This window comes from Virgibacillus salexigens, from assembly GCF_014905415.1.
GTDB classification, from domain to species: domain Bacteria; phylum Bacillota; class Bacilli; order Bacillales; family Amphibacillaceae; genus Virgibacillus; species Virgibacillus salexigens.
Map to the genome: position 1 here is coordinate 180,632 of NZ_BNEO01000001.1, position 16,235 is coordinate 196,866.

The following is a 16,235-nucleotide window of genomic DNA, read 5'->3' on the forward strand; positions in this document are numbered from 1 at the left end:
CAGCTATTTTCTGTAAAATCCTCTTGGCGAATATGTTGCTAGTAAAAAAGCAAGATCCACCTATAGGAGCTTGCTTTCATTTCAATTCTTTGAATGATAGTGAAGTCTGCCGAGTAAATATTTTAATTCTTCAGCTTCAATCTGACCTGGAGCAGAAGCTTGTTTACCTGAACCAAATGTTGCTGCTGATCCTACCATTTCTCCAGCAATTCTGCTTAGTAACCCCATTTGACCCATTGCTATTGTAATAAATGGCTGCTTCGCATAAGTCGTCTTCATCGTTTCTGCAACGGCTAATAGCCGCAAAACATCCATTATACACGTTGGCATTACCGCAATCTTTAGGATATCTGCACCAGCTTCTTGCATGGTAACTAATCGATTTATTATTTCCTCATTCGCAGGTGTTGCTTGAAAATCATGATTAGACATAATGACCATTATTTGCTGCTCTTTTGCCTTTTTCACCAGTCTCTTAACGATAGAAGATCCAATAAATAATTCAATATCAACCAAATCAGGATATTTAGATTCAATTACCGCTGTCAGCAAGTTCATATAATAGGAAGAACTAGTTTCCTTCTGCCCTCCTTCTTTGTACGAGCGAAAGGTAAACAGCAACGGAATTTCACCCAACGCTTCTTTTATTTCTGAGAGCACATGGATTACCGTTTCTAGCTTATCCCCTTCTATTAAAGCATCTGCTCGCCATTCAACCATATCCGGATTTTCTTTTTTCACTTCTTGGATTTCTATCTTTAATTCATGTGTTGTAGCCGCCATCAAAGGTATAATGACTTTCGGGATACCTGTACCAATTTGTACATTTTTTACAGATACAATATTCAACTTTTTCTCCCCCATTAACGTATTAACTATTTATTATAATCGTTACATAATATGTTGCCAACAAATACAGAACATCCTTTTTTGCCTCGTGCATAGATATTCAATTTGGTCTATAATTGGAAAAAATGATTGGAAAGAAAGAGGTAACGTATGAACGGACAAGATATACCATTACGACAAAAAAGTATTGTTTTGATTGGATTTATGGGAGTTGGAAAAACAACTATTGGCAAAGAAATAGCCAAAAAGCTGTTTCGAGATTTTATTGATGCAGATCAAGAGATTGAGGCAACATTTGGTTTACCTGCTTCTGAGATTTTTCAAACCTATGGCGAGCATGTATTTAGACAGAAAGAAAAAGAAATTATCCAAGGACTTTGTAATCAAAAGCTAAAAATTATTTCTCTAGGTGGCGGAGCATTTCTTCAAAAGGATATAAGGAAAATGTGTCTAGACAAGTGCATTGTCTTTTACTTAGATTTATCTTGGGAATCTTGGCAAGATCGAATTAGTTTACTTATTGACAGCCGACCTGTCCTACAAGGGAAAAGTCTTGACGAAATAAAAGCATTATTCGAAGAAAGGAAATCCATTTATCAAGACCATCATTCAACCGTTCCCACTGACCAATTAATGATTGATGAAGCAGCCTCTTATATTGTGGATTCTTTAAAAACAGCTTGGGACATATATGAACCACAAAAATAATAACTTGGAGTTTTCTTTTTCTTTTTAGTGGGGTATAATATAATTAGTTAATCATAAGATAAGAATGGTCTTACTTTTGAAGAATGTAAAGACCGATGGTGCTGGTACACCATCGGCCATGTACAATAGCCCTTCAAGGGGGCGGCTCACACAGTTTATAGAAAATAACTACCCACTATGCTTGCCAGGCTTATGGGTGGTTATTTTTTTTGTGACAGCAATGCAACAACTAATGAACCAAACGAGATCATCAGCACAAGCGCTTCAAACACTGTCATAGGCATCACCCCCTCTCCTGCAATTCAGTCAGGGAGTGAAACCGCCACCCACGAAAGCCATATTGTACAACTATATTGTAACAAAAATTATGCTTAATTCCTATTTTTGGATGTAATGCCCATCTACATCATTATTTAATCAACCCAGATATCTAGAATATTTATCCGTTCAATCGCCGTCTCATTGTCTAAGGTTAATCTATTTTTATTAATATTTTTTAATTTTCCTCTATGGGTTAAATAATCTCGACCATTATAATGCTTAATTTCAATTGTCAAATCATTACATATAGCTAATTGCAGTTGAGCATCCATTTCCACAAGCCGCTGTTCATCCAGGACAGGTTTTTCCTTATATTCCTGTTCCGCCCACATTCTATTCAATAATTCCACATGTTCAGGTAACATCATTGATGTCCATTTAATGGATCCACGATCATTCATACTCATTAAGCACTTTCCTTTCTTTTAACTGGTCCACATGAAAGAATGTTTTTAAAGGTAAACCTTCGCAGTTGTTGACGATAAAAACAATATGCCAATATGGAATTTCGGTTTATTTCTACCACCCTTATTAATCGTTGTGTTATCTGATTGTCGTGATCAATATAAACTAAAACGAGTTTTTGCTTTTTTTCTTTTGAACGTTGAAGTAATCCTATCACAATATGACACCTCTTCAAGAACGTTTGTTCTTATTGTATCACAAAAACAGAACATATATGCGTGTTTTTAACTAGTAATTTTTTCATATCTGTTTATTTATTTTTTTCTGTATCATCAGCTGTTGTTTCTTCTATCTTCATATTTTCTAAATCAAGCAAGGAAAGCATTTCACGAACCACTATGTTAATTTTTTTGTCGATCACTGCCTCCCCATATTTTTGCTTAGCAAGTTCGATGTTTTTTATTACATCCTCTCCAAATTGAATAATTGGAACATCCGTTTCTAAATTATTAAAAAGATCGATAAATTCATCCAAAGCCTTATCAAACCGTTTGCTTTCCATATCATTAGCCTTCATATTTATCACCCAGTATTAGGATAACCAAATATCATTATAGAAATCACCTCAACATATGAAAGAACGCTGCTTTTTAATACAAGCTTATTCACATGGCAACCGCATGGAATGGAGATGTTAGAAGTAAGGGTTCGAACCCACGTAAGACCAGGCCTTTGAGAAATGTACTGTACCATTCTCTGTATAAAAAAAATCCATCGAGCATCCCCTCGATGGACAAAACGATTCGTAACATCTTAGTCTTTCACTATTTAATTAAATGATTTGCTTGCAGTACTTCTTTTTGTTGTCTTCCCCGTTCAGTAATGTAATTATTTTTAAACCAAGCCCAAATACTAGCAAAAGCTGTAAATAACAAGGAAAGAATTTCACCCCAAAGTTCTTGGGAGCCAGGAATCGGATTTTTTCCTGCTGCAATAAGAAATTGATTAATTAATGCTAATACCAAAACAATCGTACGAATAAGCGTGCCTCGGTCCATGTTGTTCACCTCCATCTTGTAAAAATAAAGGTAAGCGAATTGCTTGTACTTATATATATGCCAAGAAGGTGTGACTTTATGGTAAAAACATTCGTAACATTTTTGCACCATTACCAATAGAGTTCTACGTTTATCAATAAATACGACAAATATCGCTTTCATTCCTGCTTACTTCTATCAAAATTAACGAAAAATTAATGCTCAATATAAAAGCACGTATAAACAAAACCTTTGTTTATACGTGCTTTTAAAGGATTAACTAACGCGCCCGGAGGGATTCGAACCCCCGACTCACGGTACCGGAAACCGTTGCTCTATCCCCTGAGCTACGGGCGCATGTACTATTATGTAAATGAGACACATAGAATATTATAACGTCAACTCAGCTGTTACACAAGTATTTTTTCTCTAAGATAGGTTTATTTTTTATTCAGATGGGAATGAATGTATGTGTATTTTCCTTTGCTATCATTGAAAGTTTTCGTTTGACCTTTTTTGACCTATTAGTTATGATAAGTATATCCGATCATATGGATACTTGAATAGATAAGGAGGATTTTTCATGAATTTAATTCCTACAGTTATTGAACAAACAAACCGCGGAGAGCGCGCCTATGACATTTATTCACGGTTATTAAAAGATCGTATCATTATGCTTGGTAGTGCAATTGATGACAATGTTGCTAACTCAATTGTAGCACAACTACTATTCTTAGAAGCAGAAGATCCAGAAAAAGATATTTCCCTATACATCAATTCACCAGGTGGATCGATTACAGCTGGAATGGCAATTTATGATACGATGCAATTTATTAAATCGGACGTATCTACAATTTGTACCGGAATGGCTGCATCTATGGGAGCATTCTTACTGACAGCTGGTGAAAAAGGTAAACGTTTCGCTTTACCTAATAGTGAAGTAATGATTCATCAGCCTTTAGGTGGTACTCAAGGTCAAGCAACAGATATTGAAATCCATGCTCGCCGAATCATTCAGATGCGGGAAAAAATCAATCAAATTCTTTCTGAACGCTCGGGACAGCCAATTGAAGTAATTGAACGTGATACAGATCGCGATAACTTTATGACAGCTGAGAAATCCGTAGAATACGGCTTGATTGATAAAGTTTTAGAACGTAAGCCAGAATAGTAAAAAAATCCCTTTCAGTCTTTGGACTGAAGGGGATTTTTTTACTTCTTCGAAACAAAAGAAACCAATTCGGTCATCGCTGTTTCTTCATCCATCCCATCAGCAATAAGCGTTATTTCTTCACCAGCAGTAACCGCTAAACTCATTAAACCCATAATACTTTTCGCGTTCACCTTTTTTCCATTCTTCTCTAAAAAAATATGAGCCGTATATCGGTTTGCCTCCTGAACAAATTCAGCTGCCGGTCTCGCCTGTAATCCTGATGGTAATTCCACTTTAATTATCTTCTCAACCAAAACCTCACTCCCCCCTTTTTGTAAGCGCTAACAAATTATAATGTATCTTCGATCTATATTATTCTCGTGAATCAGTAAGTATTCCCTACTAATCCACGATTTTATATAAATCGAGATCGTGTGTTTGGAAAATTCTTGCATTCAATGATTACACGTATTATAGCATGAATAGGAAGTAAAGAAAATAAATTTACTGTATACCTTCTCCACTTTTTATTTTTTCAGCAAATGCATCGATTTTCTTCAGTCGATGGTTAACACCAGATTTTGAAATTTTACCGCTAGAGACTAATTCTCCTAATTCCTTTAATGAAACGTCCTGATGTTTCACTCGGAGTATCGCTATCTCTCTTAATTTTTCTGGCAATTGGTCAAGACCGACTGTCCGTTCAATTAATTGAATATTTTCAATCTGTCTGAATGCAGCACCAATGGTTTTGTTTAAATTTGCTGTTTCACAGTTTACTATGCGGTTAACAGAATTACGCATATCTCGCACAATACGTACATCTTCAAATTTAAATAACGCATTATGCGCGCCAATAAGTCCAAGAAATTCAGTTATTTTCTCTGCTTCTTTTATATAAACAATGTATCCATTCTTCCGCTCATGCTTACGTGCATGAAGCTCAAAATCATTTAGAAGATGGCATAAAGAATCATTATGCTCTTGGTAGAAATTAAAGATTTCGAGATGGTACGAAGACGTTTCTGGATTATTAATTGAACCACCTGCAAGAAATGCTCCGCGCATATATGCCTTCTTACAACAGGATTTATCCATAAACTTCTCAGAAATCGTTCGCTTAAAAGCATAAGCTTCTTGTAATATATTTAAGTCAACTAATAACGAACGTACTTGCTCTTTCAAACGAACAATATATACATTATTTTTCTTAAGCTTCATCTTTTTTCGAACAAGCAATTCCACAGGCATATCATAAACAGCTTTGATTAGTGTGTAAATACGTCTCGCAATTGCTGCATTCTCTGTTTGAACATCTAATGTATAATTTTGTTTCGATAATGAGATCGCTCCATTCATTCGAATCAATGCAGCTAACTCAGCATATTTACAACAATCCTCTACTTCCATAGCGGTTAGTTCTTTTTTTATCTCCGACGCGAAGGACATCGAATCCCTCCCTTTATTGACTCTACTTAAAAATCAGTTGTTGTTTTTAATAAGGAATATAACAAAGATGAAACTTTCGTATTATCATGTCGTAATGTTGATCTGGTTGGATCAATGATATCCCCTTCAATAATTTGTAATCCCATATCTAATAACCGGTCCGTATCATAGATTACCGGAGCTGCATTTTCTTCAGCGTAAATAGCACGAACCGCTTGTTCAATTGGTTCATTGTGAACAACAATCGCATCCACACTTGAATCCCCAATATGGTCGCGAATAGCTTGAACATGATCAGCTGCTGTATATCCAGTAGTTTCACCTGCTTGCGTCATTACATTACAGACATAAACAACCTTTCCTGACGTCTCACGAATTGCTTCATCAATTTGCGGCATAATAATTGTTGGCATAATGCTAGTATAAAGACTGCCAGGTGCAATAACAATAAGGTCGGCTTTTTTTAAAGCTCGAACAGCATTAGGTAAGGGTTGTACGGGCTGCGGACTAAGAAAAACACGTTCAATTTTTTTATTCGATAAAGGGATATTTGATTCTCCGGAGACTACGGTACCATCTGTCATTCTGGCATGTAGCGACATATTATCATTAGATATCGGATATATCTTCCCTTTTACATTTAATACACGTGATATTTCCCGAATTCCCATATTAAAATTTCCAGTGATAGATGTCATCGCTGCTAATAGTAAATTACCCATCGAATGCCCTGATAATCCATTTCCAACATCAAACCGATGCTGAAATAATTCAATTAACATCGGTTCTGCGTCGGAAAGTGCAGCAATAACATTACGAATGTCCCCAGGTGCAGGGATAGCCATTTCATTACGCAATCTTCCTGTACTTCCACCATCATCAGCTACTGTCACTAATGCAGTCAGTTGGATTGGAAGATCCTTTAATCCTCGAAGCAATACAGGCATACCTGTACCACCCCCTACAACGACGACATGTGGGAGGTTTTCTTTAGTCATATTTAACGTCCCTTTCTTTTGTCAATATCACGATGACTAACATGAGTAATGTAATTCGGAGCTAACTCTTTAGAGAAGTGTTCTGCAAGAGCAACAGACCGATGTTGTCCTCCAGTACAGCCGATTGCCACAACCAGTTGTGACTTGCCTTCTTTTTTATATTGTGGAAGCATAAATTGAAGAAGGTCGAGGACCTTTGCAATAAATTTCTGTGTATCTGTCCATTTAAATACATAAGAAGATACATCACTGTTAAGCCCCGTTAACGGTTGTAAATTTCCAACATAGTGGGGATTTGGCAGAAAACGCACATCAAATACAAGATCAGCATCAATCGGCAATCCATACTTGAATCCGAAAGAGACCATGTGTACAGAAAATACTTCTTGTTCTTCCTCTGCATATTTTTGAACAATTTTTTCACGAAGTTCTTTTGGCTTCAGATTTGTCGTATCAATAATACGTTGAGCTCTTCCTCTAAGTTCATCTAGTATCTCTCTTTCTTGACGTATTCCTTTTAGCGGGAGGCCACCAACTGCTAATGGATGTGAGCGCCTTGTTTCCTTATATCTACTAACAAGCTTTTCGTCTTTTGCATCCAAAAAAAGAATATGTTCATCGAGCCAATCTTCTGTGGCCAGTACATCTAATGCATCGGATAATGTATCAAAAAATTCCCTAGCGCGTAAATCCATTACAAGTGCAACTTGTTGAATATTATTTGTAGAGTCTTTCATTAGTTCAATGAATTTAGGCAATAATGTAGGAGGAAGGTTATCCACACAATAATACCCCAGGTCTTCAAAACTTTGTACAGCTACCGTTTTCCCTGCGCCGGACATTCCCGTAATGATTACCAGTTTTGTTTCAAGTTTTCCGCTTCTCATTCTGTGACTCCCCTTTACCTCGTCCTATAATGGATCTATCCGATAATTAATTAGTTCATCTTCCTCTGTATAAGAAAAAGCTCCAGTTACTACCGTTTCATGTTGCAGTACATGTTCATATATCATTCGGTCACCTTCAGCCATAGGTAGAGATTTTATTCGGTCTATTTCAACCCACTCAAGTTCTCCTTCTCTACAAAAGTCCGTTAGCTGCCCCTCATAATGCTCACACACGAATGTATACATCATCCATTCACGTGTAGAAGTTGTGTCTTCCAAAATACTGAAAGTAAAGACTCCAGCTAATCTTGGATGGTGGAGAGACAGCTCTGTTTCTTCCTGATATTCTCGAATTACCGATTCCCGGATTGTTTCTCCCTGCTCCATTTTACCCCCAGGAATAGCATACCAGCCATGTTTTGGTTTTTTTATTACTAATATATGGTTATTATCTATTACTATGCAATTGGTCACACGTTGCATTCCAATTCACCTCAATACAAAAACGGAATTTCGTTCATTCCAAATTTAATTATACTAGTTCCGACAAAAAACTTCCATAAGCCTGTCCTGTAGTTATTTACCAACAACTTATTTCAAGCAAAAAAAAAGAGCACAGGTTACAACACCTGTGCCAAAAAACTAATCTATCTATTAAAAGGGGGTCAATTAGTTACTTCTTATTATACCCCATAATTATTGCGAATATATTACAACGCCATTAAAAACCAATTACTATTGGTAAATTTTTCTTAAAAACGGTATTTTGTTATTAAGAGTTCGCTGTTTTTAATTCTTCGTTAAGGTCTTCTACATATTTTATGGCAGCTTCTGCTGCAATACTTCCATCTCCGGTTGCAGTCACAATTTGACGTAAGGTTTTATCACGAATATCGCCAGCAGCAAAAATTCCAGAAATATTGGTTTCCATATGCTCATTTGTAGGAATGTAGCCTTCATCATTTGTTATTCCGAGAGACTTAAATGGTTCACTTAATGGCACCATGCCAATATAAACAAATACTCCATCGATTGCATGATCGTATTTTTCCCCAGTTTTATTGTTCTTTAAAGTTACGCTTCCGACTTTTCCGCCAGATTCGTTAATTTCTTCAACTACTGTATCCCAAATAAAATCAATTTTATCATTATCAAATGCTCGATCCTGAAGGATTCGTTGTGCACGTAAAGCATCACGACGATGCACGACAGTTACTTTATCTGCAAAGCGCGTTAAATAAATCCCTTCTTCTACAGCTGAGTCTCCTCCGCCGATTACAATAAGATTTTTCTCTTTAAAGAAGGCACCATCACAAACAGCGCAATATGAAACGCCACGCCCACCTAATTCTTCTTCTCCAGGGATGCCGAGTTTTTTATATTGTGCACCAGTTGTTATAATTAGTGCTCTGGTGTTATATTCTTTTTTACCAGCAACAACTGTTTTGTACTCACCGTGATCAATTACTTCTTTAATATCACCATAAGCATATTCTGCACCAAACTTTTTTGCATGTTCGAACATTTTATTTGATAAATCAGGTCCTAAAATATGGTCGTAACCTGGATAATTTTCCACATCTTCGGTATTTGCCATTTGACCTCCGGGAATGCCTCGCTCAATCATTAGCGTGTTTAGGTTTGCACGAGAAGCATACACAGCGGCAGTCATACCAGCAGGGCCAGCCCCTGCAATAATAACATCATACATTTGGTTTTCGGACATCACTATCGCCCCTTTTTCTATTATAATTCAGCCATACTTAGCTTATTAAAATCAACTGGATTCGTCTATTATTATGCTCAAGTATCCATTTCCCAAGGAGCTAACTCATTGGTTAAATTAGAATGTTTCTTTGTTCCTTCTTGCCAGATCAGTTCAGCCTTGGCTGTTTCACCGATATAATAAGCTGATAAAGCATACCATCTAAAGTAGGATGGATGACCAGCTACTTTTGGTTTTGCAAGTAACACAAACCGACGATAAGCTTCGACATGTTGTCTTGTTCTTGACAGCGTAACAGCAATCCGTAATTTTTGCTGTTCATGAATAGGATATACATTTAGTAATGTCTGAATATGAAAATCATATTCTTTATGATTATCCATTGTATAATAAAACAAAGCTAAATTTGTATGACTGTATAAAGAAGTAGGGTCTTCTTTAAGCTCATTTATTTCTAATTCAATTGCTTTAGCTTGATAACCGGAAAAGAATAGAGCTTGTGTATAATCATGCTTGGTGATTTTATGTTCAGGAAATAAATACATCATTTCTTCTAACAAAGGGATCGCTTTATCCCATTCTAAATTCTCCATATGATAAAAGACGGTTTCTTGATAAATGAGCAATTCATCTTCATCTTCCATTTCCCAATCGTCTTCATCATCTTCAATATCAATTAAATCTAATAAACGAAGCGTATCATCTTTAAAGTCACCTTCAGGCTGTTTTTCCAAATAAAGATCGGCATATTTTTTAGCATCATTTAATAAACCAAGATGCGCATAGTTGTTAGCCATTAAATAATAGCAATCTACATACTCAGATGATTGTAATACCTTCGTTAATAATTGATTGGCAGCATGATAAGCACCAATTTCTGTATATATAATCGATAGTTGGCATTTATATAATGGATCCGCTGGCTTTTGTTCGATCGCTTTTTTCATCCATTTAATTGCTATGTCGAATTTTCTTTTTTGAAAAGCTTCTACACCTTTTGTGAAATAAAAATCACCTTCAGGAATGAAAGGGAGAACATTGTTTTGTTTTCCACTTGATTTACTTGTAACCTGTTGCATGTGTATCCCCCTAGTTTGTAAACATACGAACAAAGTATATCATAAATAGGCGGGGAATTATATAGTAGTAAAATCGAACCATTTTCAAAAGCAAAAAGGAACACCTACGCGAATTCCTCAAGTTGTCTGGAAAGTCTTCGTAGGTATTCCTTTAAAGGCATATTAGTTAGCAACCGGATGTGTGGCATCATACATTAAGTCGTCCAACTGTTTTGTAAATACTTCTTTTTGGTCATCCGTCCAGTTCAGTGTTTGAGCCATATAGTCAATGACATTATCTTTATGTGATCTTACCCATTCAATGTCGAAGAATAATGCTCCTGTACGTCGAATAAAGAAGTCTACTGGTTTATAAGCCGCTTCGTGTTTAATAGCATATAGAAGTTGTGCAAAGACTACTGGATCGATATCTGCTTGTTTGGCTTCTCCTTGTTTTGTACGATAAAGCTCAAGAACAGTCTCAAAGTTAGCGCCATATTTTTGAATTAAATTACGCGCTGTTGATTCATCTATACCTTCTGCCACTGCTTCAGCAGACTTTCTTTCCATGAATTTTTTAAACCCTTGCGATCCACCAACTTCTCCACCAGATATAGGTAGATGTATCGTATCCGATTTAGAATACATAATACCTTCTTCTTCTTGAAGCTGTTTTGTTACCGTATTTACTGCTTGTTCAGCCATCTTACGATACCCCGTTAACTTACCACCAGCCATTGAAATTAAGCCAGAATCAGATACGAAAATTTCATCTTTTCTAGAGATCTCACTAGGATTGTCTGTTCCTTCTTCAGCAATTAACGGACGTAAGCCAGCCCAGCTTGATTCTACATGGTCAGCAGTAATATTTAATGAAGGGAACATATAATGGATTGCATTAATTAAATAATCACGATCTTCAACTGTCATTTTTGGATTGGCAATGTCTCCCTTATAGCTTGTATCCGTAGTACCTACATAGGTAATATTTTCTCTAGGAATAGCAAAGATCATCCGACCATCCGGCGTATCAAAGTAAACGGCTTGTTGCAGCGGGAAGATTTCTTTCGGAAATACCAAATGGATTCCTTTGGTTAGATGAAGTGCCTTTCCTTTTTTAGATCCATCTTTTTCTCTTAACTCATCAACCCAAGGACCACCAGCATTGATAATTTTTTTAGCAAAAATACGATATTCTTCACCATTGATTTGATCCTCAACGACAACTCCTTCAACCTTGTTGTTATCATTATAGATAAAATCAGTGACTTTCATATAATTAGCAGCTTGTACTCCCTTTTGTACAGCTTTCTTTAATACTTCAATTGTCAGACGAGCATCATCTGTTTTATATTCAACATAATAGCCTGCGCCTTTTAAATTATCTCTTTTGACCAGTGGTTCGCGATTTAAAGCTTCTTCAGGATTAAACATTTTACGCCGTTCATTTTTTTTAACCCCTGCAAGAAAATCATAAACACGAAGACCAATATTTGTTGTAAACGGCCCAAATGTTCCACCTTTGTGGAATGGAAGCATCATCCACTCTGGAGTGGTTACATGGGGACCATTTTCATAAACAATCGCTCTTTCCTTTCCGACTTCAGCTACCATTTTCACTTCAAATTGCTTTAAGTAACGAAGGCCTCCATGTACTAACTTGGTTGATCTACTAGATGTTCCAGCAGCAAAATCCTGCATTTCTAAAAGACCTGTTTTTAATCCTCTTACTGTGGCATCTAGTGCGATTCCTGAACCAGTTATTCCTCCACCAATGACAAGTAAGTCCAGTTTTGTATTTTCCATTTCCTTTAATCGTTCTGTTCGTTTATAACTAGAAAAGTTATTCACATGATCACTCCCCAATTTCCACTAATGTCTATACATATAAATACCCAAATTTATGGATAGTCATGTATGGGCAGACGGAAAATATTCAATTAATCAAAAAAGAAGCCGCAAAACAAACAAATATACAAGGTATATTTGTTGATTGCGGCTTCTCCTTTTCTCCGTCCACATATTAACTTAATTAGAAGTATAGCATATAAATTATGAAAGGTAAAGTGGTAAGTATTTTGGTCTGTACAGGCTTATTTAAATGATTGCGCTGCTTTCACCGCTTGCTTCCATCCATTGTACAACTCTTCTCGTTCTCCTTTTGAAATGGTAGAAGTAAAGGTTCGATCAATCTTCCATTGATTCGCGATTTCCTCTTTGCTTTCCCAGAAGCCGACCGCAAGTCCAGCAAGATAAGCTGCACCTAAAGCCGTCGTCTCATTAATAACAGGACGTTCAACATCAACATTCAACATATCACTTTGAAACTGCATAAGGAAATTATTTTGGACTACTCCACCATCCACTCTAAATTTCTTCACCTGCATTCCTGCTTCTTGTACCATTACATCAACAACGTCTTTAGTTTGGTAAGCTAATGCCTCTAACGTAGCCCGAACAAAATGTTCTTTAGATGTACCTCTCGTTAATCCGAATAGTGAACCTTTTACATCACTATCCCAATAGGGTGTGCCTAGACCGACGAAAGCAGGCACAAGATAAACTCCTTCTGTTGAAGAGACAGCATTCGCTAAGCTTTCAGTTTCCGAAAATGTATGAATAAGTTCTAAGCCATCACGCAGCCATTGGATTGCTGAACCTGCAACAAATATACTTCCTTCTAATGCATATTCTACTTTCCCATCTACACCCCATGCTATGGTAGTCAATAATCCGTTTTCAGACTTCATACCTTTTTCTCCAGTGTTCATAAGCATGAAACAACCAGTACCATAAGTGTTTTTGGCCATTCCTTTATCAAAACAAGCTTGGCCGAATAAGGCTGCTTGTTGATCACCTGCCATACCAGCAATTGGAACCTCATAACCGAAGAAATGATAATCCACTGTATTGCCATATACCTCTGATGATTGTTTTACTTCTGGTAGCATAGATGTAGGAATGCCAAGAATTTCTAATAATCCTTCATCCCATTTTAGATCATAAATATTATACATTAATGTTCTTGAAGCATTGGAATAATCCGTAATATGTTGCTTTCCTCCTGATAGTTTATAGACAAGCCAGGTATCAATCGTACCAAACAAAAGATCACCGTTTTCTGCTTTCTCTCTTGCACCTTCCACATGATCAAGTATCCATTTTACCTTTGTACCCGCAAAATATGGGTCTATAAGTAATCCTGTTTTATCACGAAATGTATCGCTATAGCCATCATGAATCAATTGTTCGCAGATATCTTTTGTTTGTCTTGATTGCCAAACAATCGCCTGATAAATTGGCTTACCAGTATGTCTATCCCACACAACGGTTGTTTCTCGTTGGTTAGTGATACCAATCGCCGCAAGATCCGAAGGCTCTATATCTGCTTTACGTAACGCATCAGAAATACATGCCAACATGGATGTCCAAATCTCATTGGCATCATGTTCTACCCATCCTGGTTTCGGGAAATACTGTTGGAATTCCTTTTGAGCCGATTCTACTACTTCTCCTTCATGATTAAAAATGATCGCTCGAGAACTTGTTGTTCCTTGATCTAAAGCTAGTATATAATTTTTCAATTCTATTCCTCCCCAACAATCAACTACTAATTTACCACCACTATGACGCTTTCTTCAACTCTTGTACTAATGCAGTAACAAATAATAATAAAATTCCTATGCTAAAGACCCAAAATATTATTGTACCATTTGTTTTAAAAATTGCCTCATAAAAAAGCCCGCCATAGATTCCACCAAGGGCCGGCCCAATTACTGGTATCCACGCATAACTCCAATTGGAATGTCCCTTTCCAGGAATTGGTAAAAACCAATGTGCAATTCGTGGTCCTAAATCACGAGCCGGATTAATAGCATAACCAGTTGTGCCCCCAAGTGACATACCAATAACCACAATTAATAAGCCGACAATTAATGGATTCAGTCCTTCGGTAAAAGTATTCGCCCCAATAAACAGCAGTCCCATGACTAATACGAATGTCCCGATCATTTCGCTAATTAAATTTGCCATCGTACTAGGAATCGCAGGTCCCGTAGAAAAGACACCAAGTTTGACAGCAGGATCGTTCGTTTCTTTCCAATGCGGCAAATAATGAAAAAACACAATGACTGCACCTATCATTCCACCTAACATTTGTGCACAAATATAGATAGGCACTTTCGCCCAAGGGAATTCACCAATCGAAGCAAAACCTAATGTAACAGCGGGATTCAAATGGGCACCGGTAATACTACCTACTGCATAGACCCCCATGGCAACTCCTAATCCCCAAGCAAAAGAGATAAGTACCCATCCTGAGCCTTCCGATAATGTTTTCTTCAAATTTACCCCTGCAACTACACCGCCCCCGAAAATAATTAAAATCATGGTACCAATTAATTCACCTATGAATTCAGACATATCCACACCTCATTTATCTAAGATAGCCGCTCTTTTGTTATTCCACAAATTGAGCAAACTTATAACAGGTATGTGCTTAACCAATTTGGTTGCCTAGATTCCCACAAAAAAAAGCCATTTTTTGTAAATGGCTTTTGACCCGATCACTTCACATTCCAAAGCGCGGTATTTGAAGTTGAAACACCAATAGCTCCAGCAGTTAATGCTGCCTTTACTTCCTCTTCCTTTGTTATTAAACCTCCTGCTATCACCGGTAATTCTGTTTGTTCATGTATGTATTGAATCATCGTTGGTATTAAACCAGGTAATACTTCAATACAATCTGGACGAACTCGATTAATTAATTTTATATTTTGTTCCAATGCCAAACTATCCAATAGAAATACACGCTGGATGGCTAGTAATTGGTGCTTCTTTGCCATACTAATAACATTAGCTCGTGTTGACAGAATTCCATCGGGTTTGATTTCACGAATTAAAAATTCCATCCCATAATCATCAGATTTCAGCCCCTGAATTAGATCAAAATGAATTAAAATTTGCTTGTTTGCACGCTTCGAATAGTTTACCAAGCTTTTAATCTGAGATAACCGTGTTTCTAAAATAACAATAGAATCATGAGGAGTTTCTAATGCTTTATCAAAATCTTTCATCTTTCGGATCGCCGGTAATATACCAGTTGGCACATCCACTCCAATCACCTACTCTAATTTCTTTTTTCTTCTCGCTGTTCCATTTCTTCTTTTGTGTAAATCACTTTCATTGGGTTGCCGCCAACAAATGCACCTGCAGGTACATCTTTATGCACAAGGGTACCTGCTGAGACGATTGCATGATCGCCAATAGTCACTCCTGGTAAGATCGTAGAATTTGCTCCAATCATGACTTCGTCACCAATCATAACTTCTCCAATCCGGTACTCTTTTATCAAATACTCATGGGCTAAGATTGTTGTATTATAACCAATCACACTATTTCTACCCACTTTAATCTTTTCTGGAAACATAATATCTGGCATCACCATTAAAGCAAAAGCAGTATACTCTCCTACTTCCATGAATAACCATTTACGATAGAACCAATTTTTTATTTCGATGATTGGGGTATACCTTGCTAATTGGATGACGATAAAATTTTTCATTACTTTCCAAAAAGGTACCGTATTATAGATTTGCCATAAAGCATTTGTATCTTTTACAGGAAATCGTTTCGTTTTACGCAT

The 16,235-nt window shown here is 36.8% G+C and carries 19 protein-coding genes and 1 tRNA gene; 2 read left to right on the forward strand and 18 right to left on the reverse strand.

Annotated elements, in window-relative coordinates; genetic code table 11:
* Positions 1–81: 81 nt before the first annotated feature.
* The gene (gene aroD / locus JKP73_RS00930; protein WP_160806605.1) at positions 82–849 is read right to left on the reverse strand and encodes a type I 3-dehydroquinate dehydratase; all 768 of its coding nucleotides are present in this window, start codon (positions 847–849) and stop codon (positions 82–84) included.
* A gap of 150 nt (positions 850–999) precedes the next feature.
* Here aroD and JKP73_RS00935 point away from each other — a divergent pair, with 150 nt between their 5' ends.
* A complete protein-coding gene (locus JKP73_RS00935) occupies positions 1,000–1,557 on the forward strand; it encodes a shikimate kinase (RefSeq protein ID WP_160806606.1) in 558 nt (185 codons plus the stop codon).
* A gap of 200 nt (positions 1,558–1,757) precedes the next feature.
* On the opposite strand, the gene JKP73_RS23600 is transcribed toward JKP73_RS00935, so the two are convergent.
* From JKP73_RS23600 to JKP73_RS00960, 5 genes are all read right to left on the reverse strand, one after another.
* Positions 1,758–1,841 (reverse strand): putative holin-like toxin, encoded by an 84-nt coding sequence (locus tag JKP73_RS23600; protein WP_220096165.1) that lies wholly within the window; start codon positions 1,839–1,841, stop codon positions 1,758–1,760.
* A 129-nt stretch (positions 1,842–1,970) separates the two neighbouring features.
* Positions 1,971–2,285, reverse strand: coding sequence for a YolD-like family protein (locus JKP73_RS00945; protein WP_021289049.1), 315 nt, complete (start codon positions 2,283–2,285; stop codon positions 1,971–1,973).
* Positions 2,286–2,593: 308 nt separating this feature from the next.
* Positions 2,594–2,860, reverse strand: a complete 267-nt coding sequence (locus tag JKP73_RS00950; RefSeq protein WP_021289051.1) for a hypothetical protein — start codon at positions 2,858–2,860, stop codon at positions 2,594–2,596.
* Between the two features lie 247 nt (positions 2,861–3,107).
* Positions 3,108–3,341, reverse strand: a complete 234-nt coding sequence (locus JKP73_RS00955) for a phage holin (protein WP_021289052.1) — start codon at positions 3,339–3,341, stop codon at positions 3,108–3,110.
* 263 nt (positions 3,342–3,604) lie between these two features.
* Positions 3,605–3,677 (reverse strand) — tRNA-Arg (locus tag JKP73_RS00960).
* A gap of 226 nt (positions 3,678–3,903) precedes the next feature.
* On the opposite strand from JKP73_RS00960, the gene clpP reads away from it, so the two are divergent.
* Entirely contained in the window at positions 3,904–4,491 is a 588-nt protein-coding gene (gene clpP, locus JKP73_RS00965; protein ID WP_021289053.1) for an ATP-dependent Clp endopeptidase proteolytic subunit ClpP, read from the forward strand.
* Positions 4,492–4,532: 41 nt separating this feature from the next.
* Here clpP and JKP73_RS00970 read toward each other — a convergent pair whose 3' ends face one another.
* The 12 genes from JKP73_RS00970 to JKP73_RS01025 all read right to left on the reverse strand — a co-directional run bounded on the left by JKP73_RS00970 (position 4,533) and on the right by JKP73_RS01025 (position 16,235).
* A complete protein-coding gene (locus tag JKP73_RS00970; RefSeq protein ID WP_021289054.1) occupies positions 4,533–4,787 on the reverse strand; it encodes an HPr family phosphocarrier protein in 255 nt (84 codons plus the stop codon).
* A gap of 190 nt (positions 4,788–4,977) precedes the next feature.
* Positions 4,978–5,922, reverse strand: coding sequence for a DNA-binding protein WhiA (gene whiA, locus JKP73_RS00975; RefSeq protein ID WP_021289055.1), 945 nt, complete (start codon positions 5,920–5,922; stop codon positions 4,978–4,980).
* A gap of 26 nt (positions 5,923–5,948) precedes the next feature.
* Positions 5,949–6,920, reverse strand: coding sequence for a gluconeogenesis morphogenetic factor MgfK (mgfK, locus tag JKP73_RS00980; RefSeq protein WP_021289056.1), 972 nt, complete (start codon positions 6,918–6,920; stop codon positions 5,949–5,951).
* 2 nt (positions 6,921–6,922) lie between these two features.
* Positions 6,923–7,807 carry an RNase adapter RapZ gene (gene rapZ / locus JKP73_RS00985; RefSeq protein ID WP_021289057.1) on the reverse strand — a complete coding sequence of 295 codons (885 nt, stop codon included), beginning with the start codon at positions 7,805–7,807 and terminating at the stop codon, positions 6,923–6,925.
* A 24-nt stretch (positions 7,808–7,831) separates the two neighbouring features.
* The gene (locus tag JKP73_RS00990) at positions 7,832–8,290 is read right to left on the reverse strand and encodes an NUDIX domain-containing protein (RefSeq protein ID WP_021289058.1); all 459 of its coding nucleotides are present in this window, start codon (positions 8,288–8,290) and stop codon (positions 7,832–7,834) included.
* 289 nt (positions 8,291–8,579) lie between these two features.
* Positions 8,580–9,533: a thioredoxin-disulfide reductase gene (gene trxB / locus JKP73_RS00995; protein ID WP_021289059.1), complete on the reverse strand. Its 954-nt coding sequence runs from the start codon at positions 9,531–9,533 to the stop codon at positions 8,580–8,582.
* A gap of 77 nt (positions 9,534–9,610) precedes the next feature.
* A complete protein-coding gene (locus JKP73_RS01000; RefSeq protein ID WP_021289060.1) occupies positions 9,611–10,612 on the reverse strand; it encodes a tetratricopeptide repeat protein in 1,002 nt (333 codons plus the stop codon).
* Positions 10,613–10,774: 162 nt separating this feature from the next.
* A complete protein-coding gene (locus JKP73_RS01005; protein ID WP_021289061.1) occupies positions 10,775–12,442 on the reverse strand; it encodes a glycerol-3-phosphate dehydrogenase/oxidase in 1,668 nt (555 codons plus the stop codon).
* 242 nt (positions 12,443–12,684) lie between these two features.
* Positions 12,685–14,175 (reverse strand): glycerol kinase GlpK, encoded by a 1,491-nt coding sequence (glpK, locus tag JKP73_RS01010; protein ID WP_038242984.1) that lies wholly within the window; start codon positions 14,173–14,175, stop codon positions 12,685–12,687.
* 40 nt (positions 14,176–14,215) lie between these two features.
* Complete coding sequence (locus JKP73_RS01015) at positions 14,216–15,013, reverse strand: MIP/aquaporin family protein (protein ID WP_200410805.1); 798 nt, start codon at positions 15,011–15,013, stop codon at positions 14,216–14,218.
* A 143-nt stretch (positions 15,014–15,156) separates the two neighbouring features.
* Entirely contained in the window at positions 15,157–15,705 is a 549-nt protein-coding gene (locus JKP73_RS01020; protein WP_038242978.1) for a glycerol-3-phosphate responsive antiterminator, read from the reverse strand.
* A 14-nt stretch (positions 15,706–15,719) separates the two neighbouring features.
* Complete coding sequence (locus tag JKP73_RS01025; RefSeq protein ID WP_021289065.1) at positions 15,720–16,235, reverse strand: acyltransferase; 516 nt, start codon at positions 16,233–16,235, stop codon at positions 15,720–15,722.

What these genes read in the sequence shown, in the direction of transcription:
- JKP73_RS00935 (WP_160806606.1), top strand. Translation starts at nt 1,000, where the DNA reads ATGAACGGACAAGATATACCATTACGACAAAAAAGTATTGTTTTGATT.
- JKP73_RS23600 (WP_220096165.1), bottom strand. Translation starts at nt 1,841, where the DNA reads ATGCCTATGACAGTGTTTGAAGCGCTTGTGCTGATGATCTCGTTTGGT.
- JKP73_RS00945 (WP_021289049.1), bottom strand. Translation starts at nt 2,285, where the DNA reads ATGAGTATGAATGATCGTGGATCCATTAAATGGACATCAATGATGTTA.
- JKP73_RS00950 (WP_021289051.1), bottom strand. Translation starts at nt 2,860, where the DNA reads ATGAAGGCTAATGATATGGAAAGCAAACGGTTTGATAAGGCTTTGGAT.
- JKP73_RS00955 (WP_021289052.1), bottom strand. Translation starts at nt 3,341, where the DNA reads ATGGACCGAGGCACGCTTATTCGTACGATTGTTTTGGTATTAGCATTA.
- clpP (WP_021289053.1), top strand. Translation starts at nt 3,904, where the DNA reads ATGAATTTAATTCCTACAGTTATTGAACAAACAAACCGCGGAGAGCGC.
- whiA (WP_021289055.1), bottom strand. Translation starts at nt 5,922, where the DNA reads ATGTCCTTCGCGTCGGAGATAAAAAAAGAACTAACCGCTATGGAAGTA.
- mgfK (WP_021289056.1), bottom strand. Translation starts at nt 6,920, where the DNA reads ATGACTAAAGAAAACCTCCCACATGTCGTCGTTGTAGGGGGTGGTACA.
- rapZ (WP_021289057.1), bottom strand. Translation starts at nt 7,807, where the DNA reads ATGAGAAGCGGAAAACTTGAAACAAAACTGGTAATCATTACGGGAATG.
- JKP73_RS00990 (WP_021289058.1), bottom strand. Translation starts at nt 8,290, where the DNA reads ATGCAACGTGTGACCAATTGCATAGTAATAGATAATAACCATATATTA.
- trxB (WP_021289059.1), bottom strand. Translation starts at nt 9,533, where the DNA reads ATGTCCGAAAACCAAATGTATGATGTTATTATTGCAGGGGCTGGCCCT.
- JKP73_RS01000 (WP_021289060.1), bottom strand. Translation starts at nt 10,612, where the DNA reads ATGCAACAGGTTACAAGTAAATCAAGTGGAAAACAAAACAATGTTCTC.
- JKP73_RS01015 (WP_200410805.1), bottom strand. Translation starts at nt 15,013, where the DNA reads ATGTCTGAATTCATAGGTGAATTAATTGGTACCATGATTTTAATTATT.
- JKP73_RS01025 (WP_021289065.1), bottom strand. Translation starts at nt 16,235, where the DNA reads ATGCGTAAAACGAAACGATTTCCTGTAAAAGATACAAATGCTTTATGG.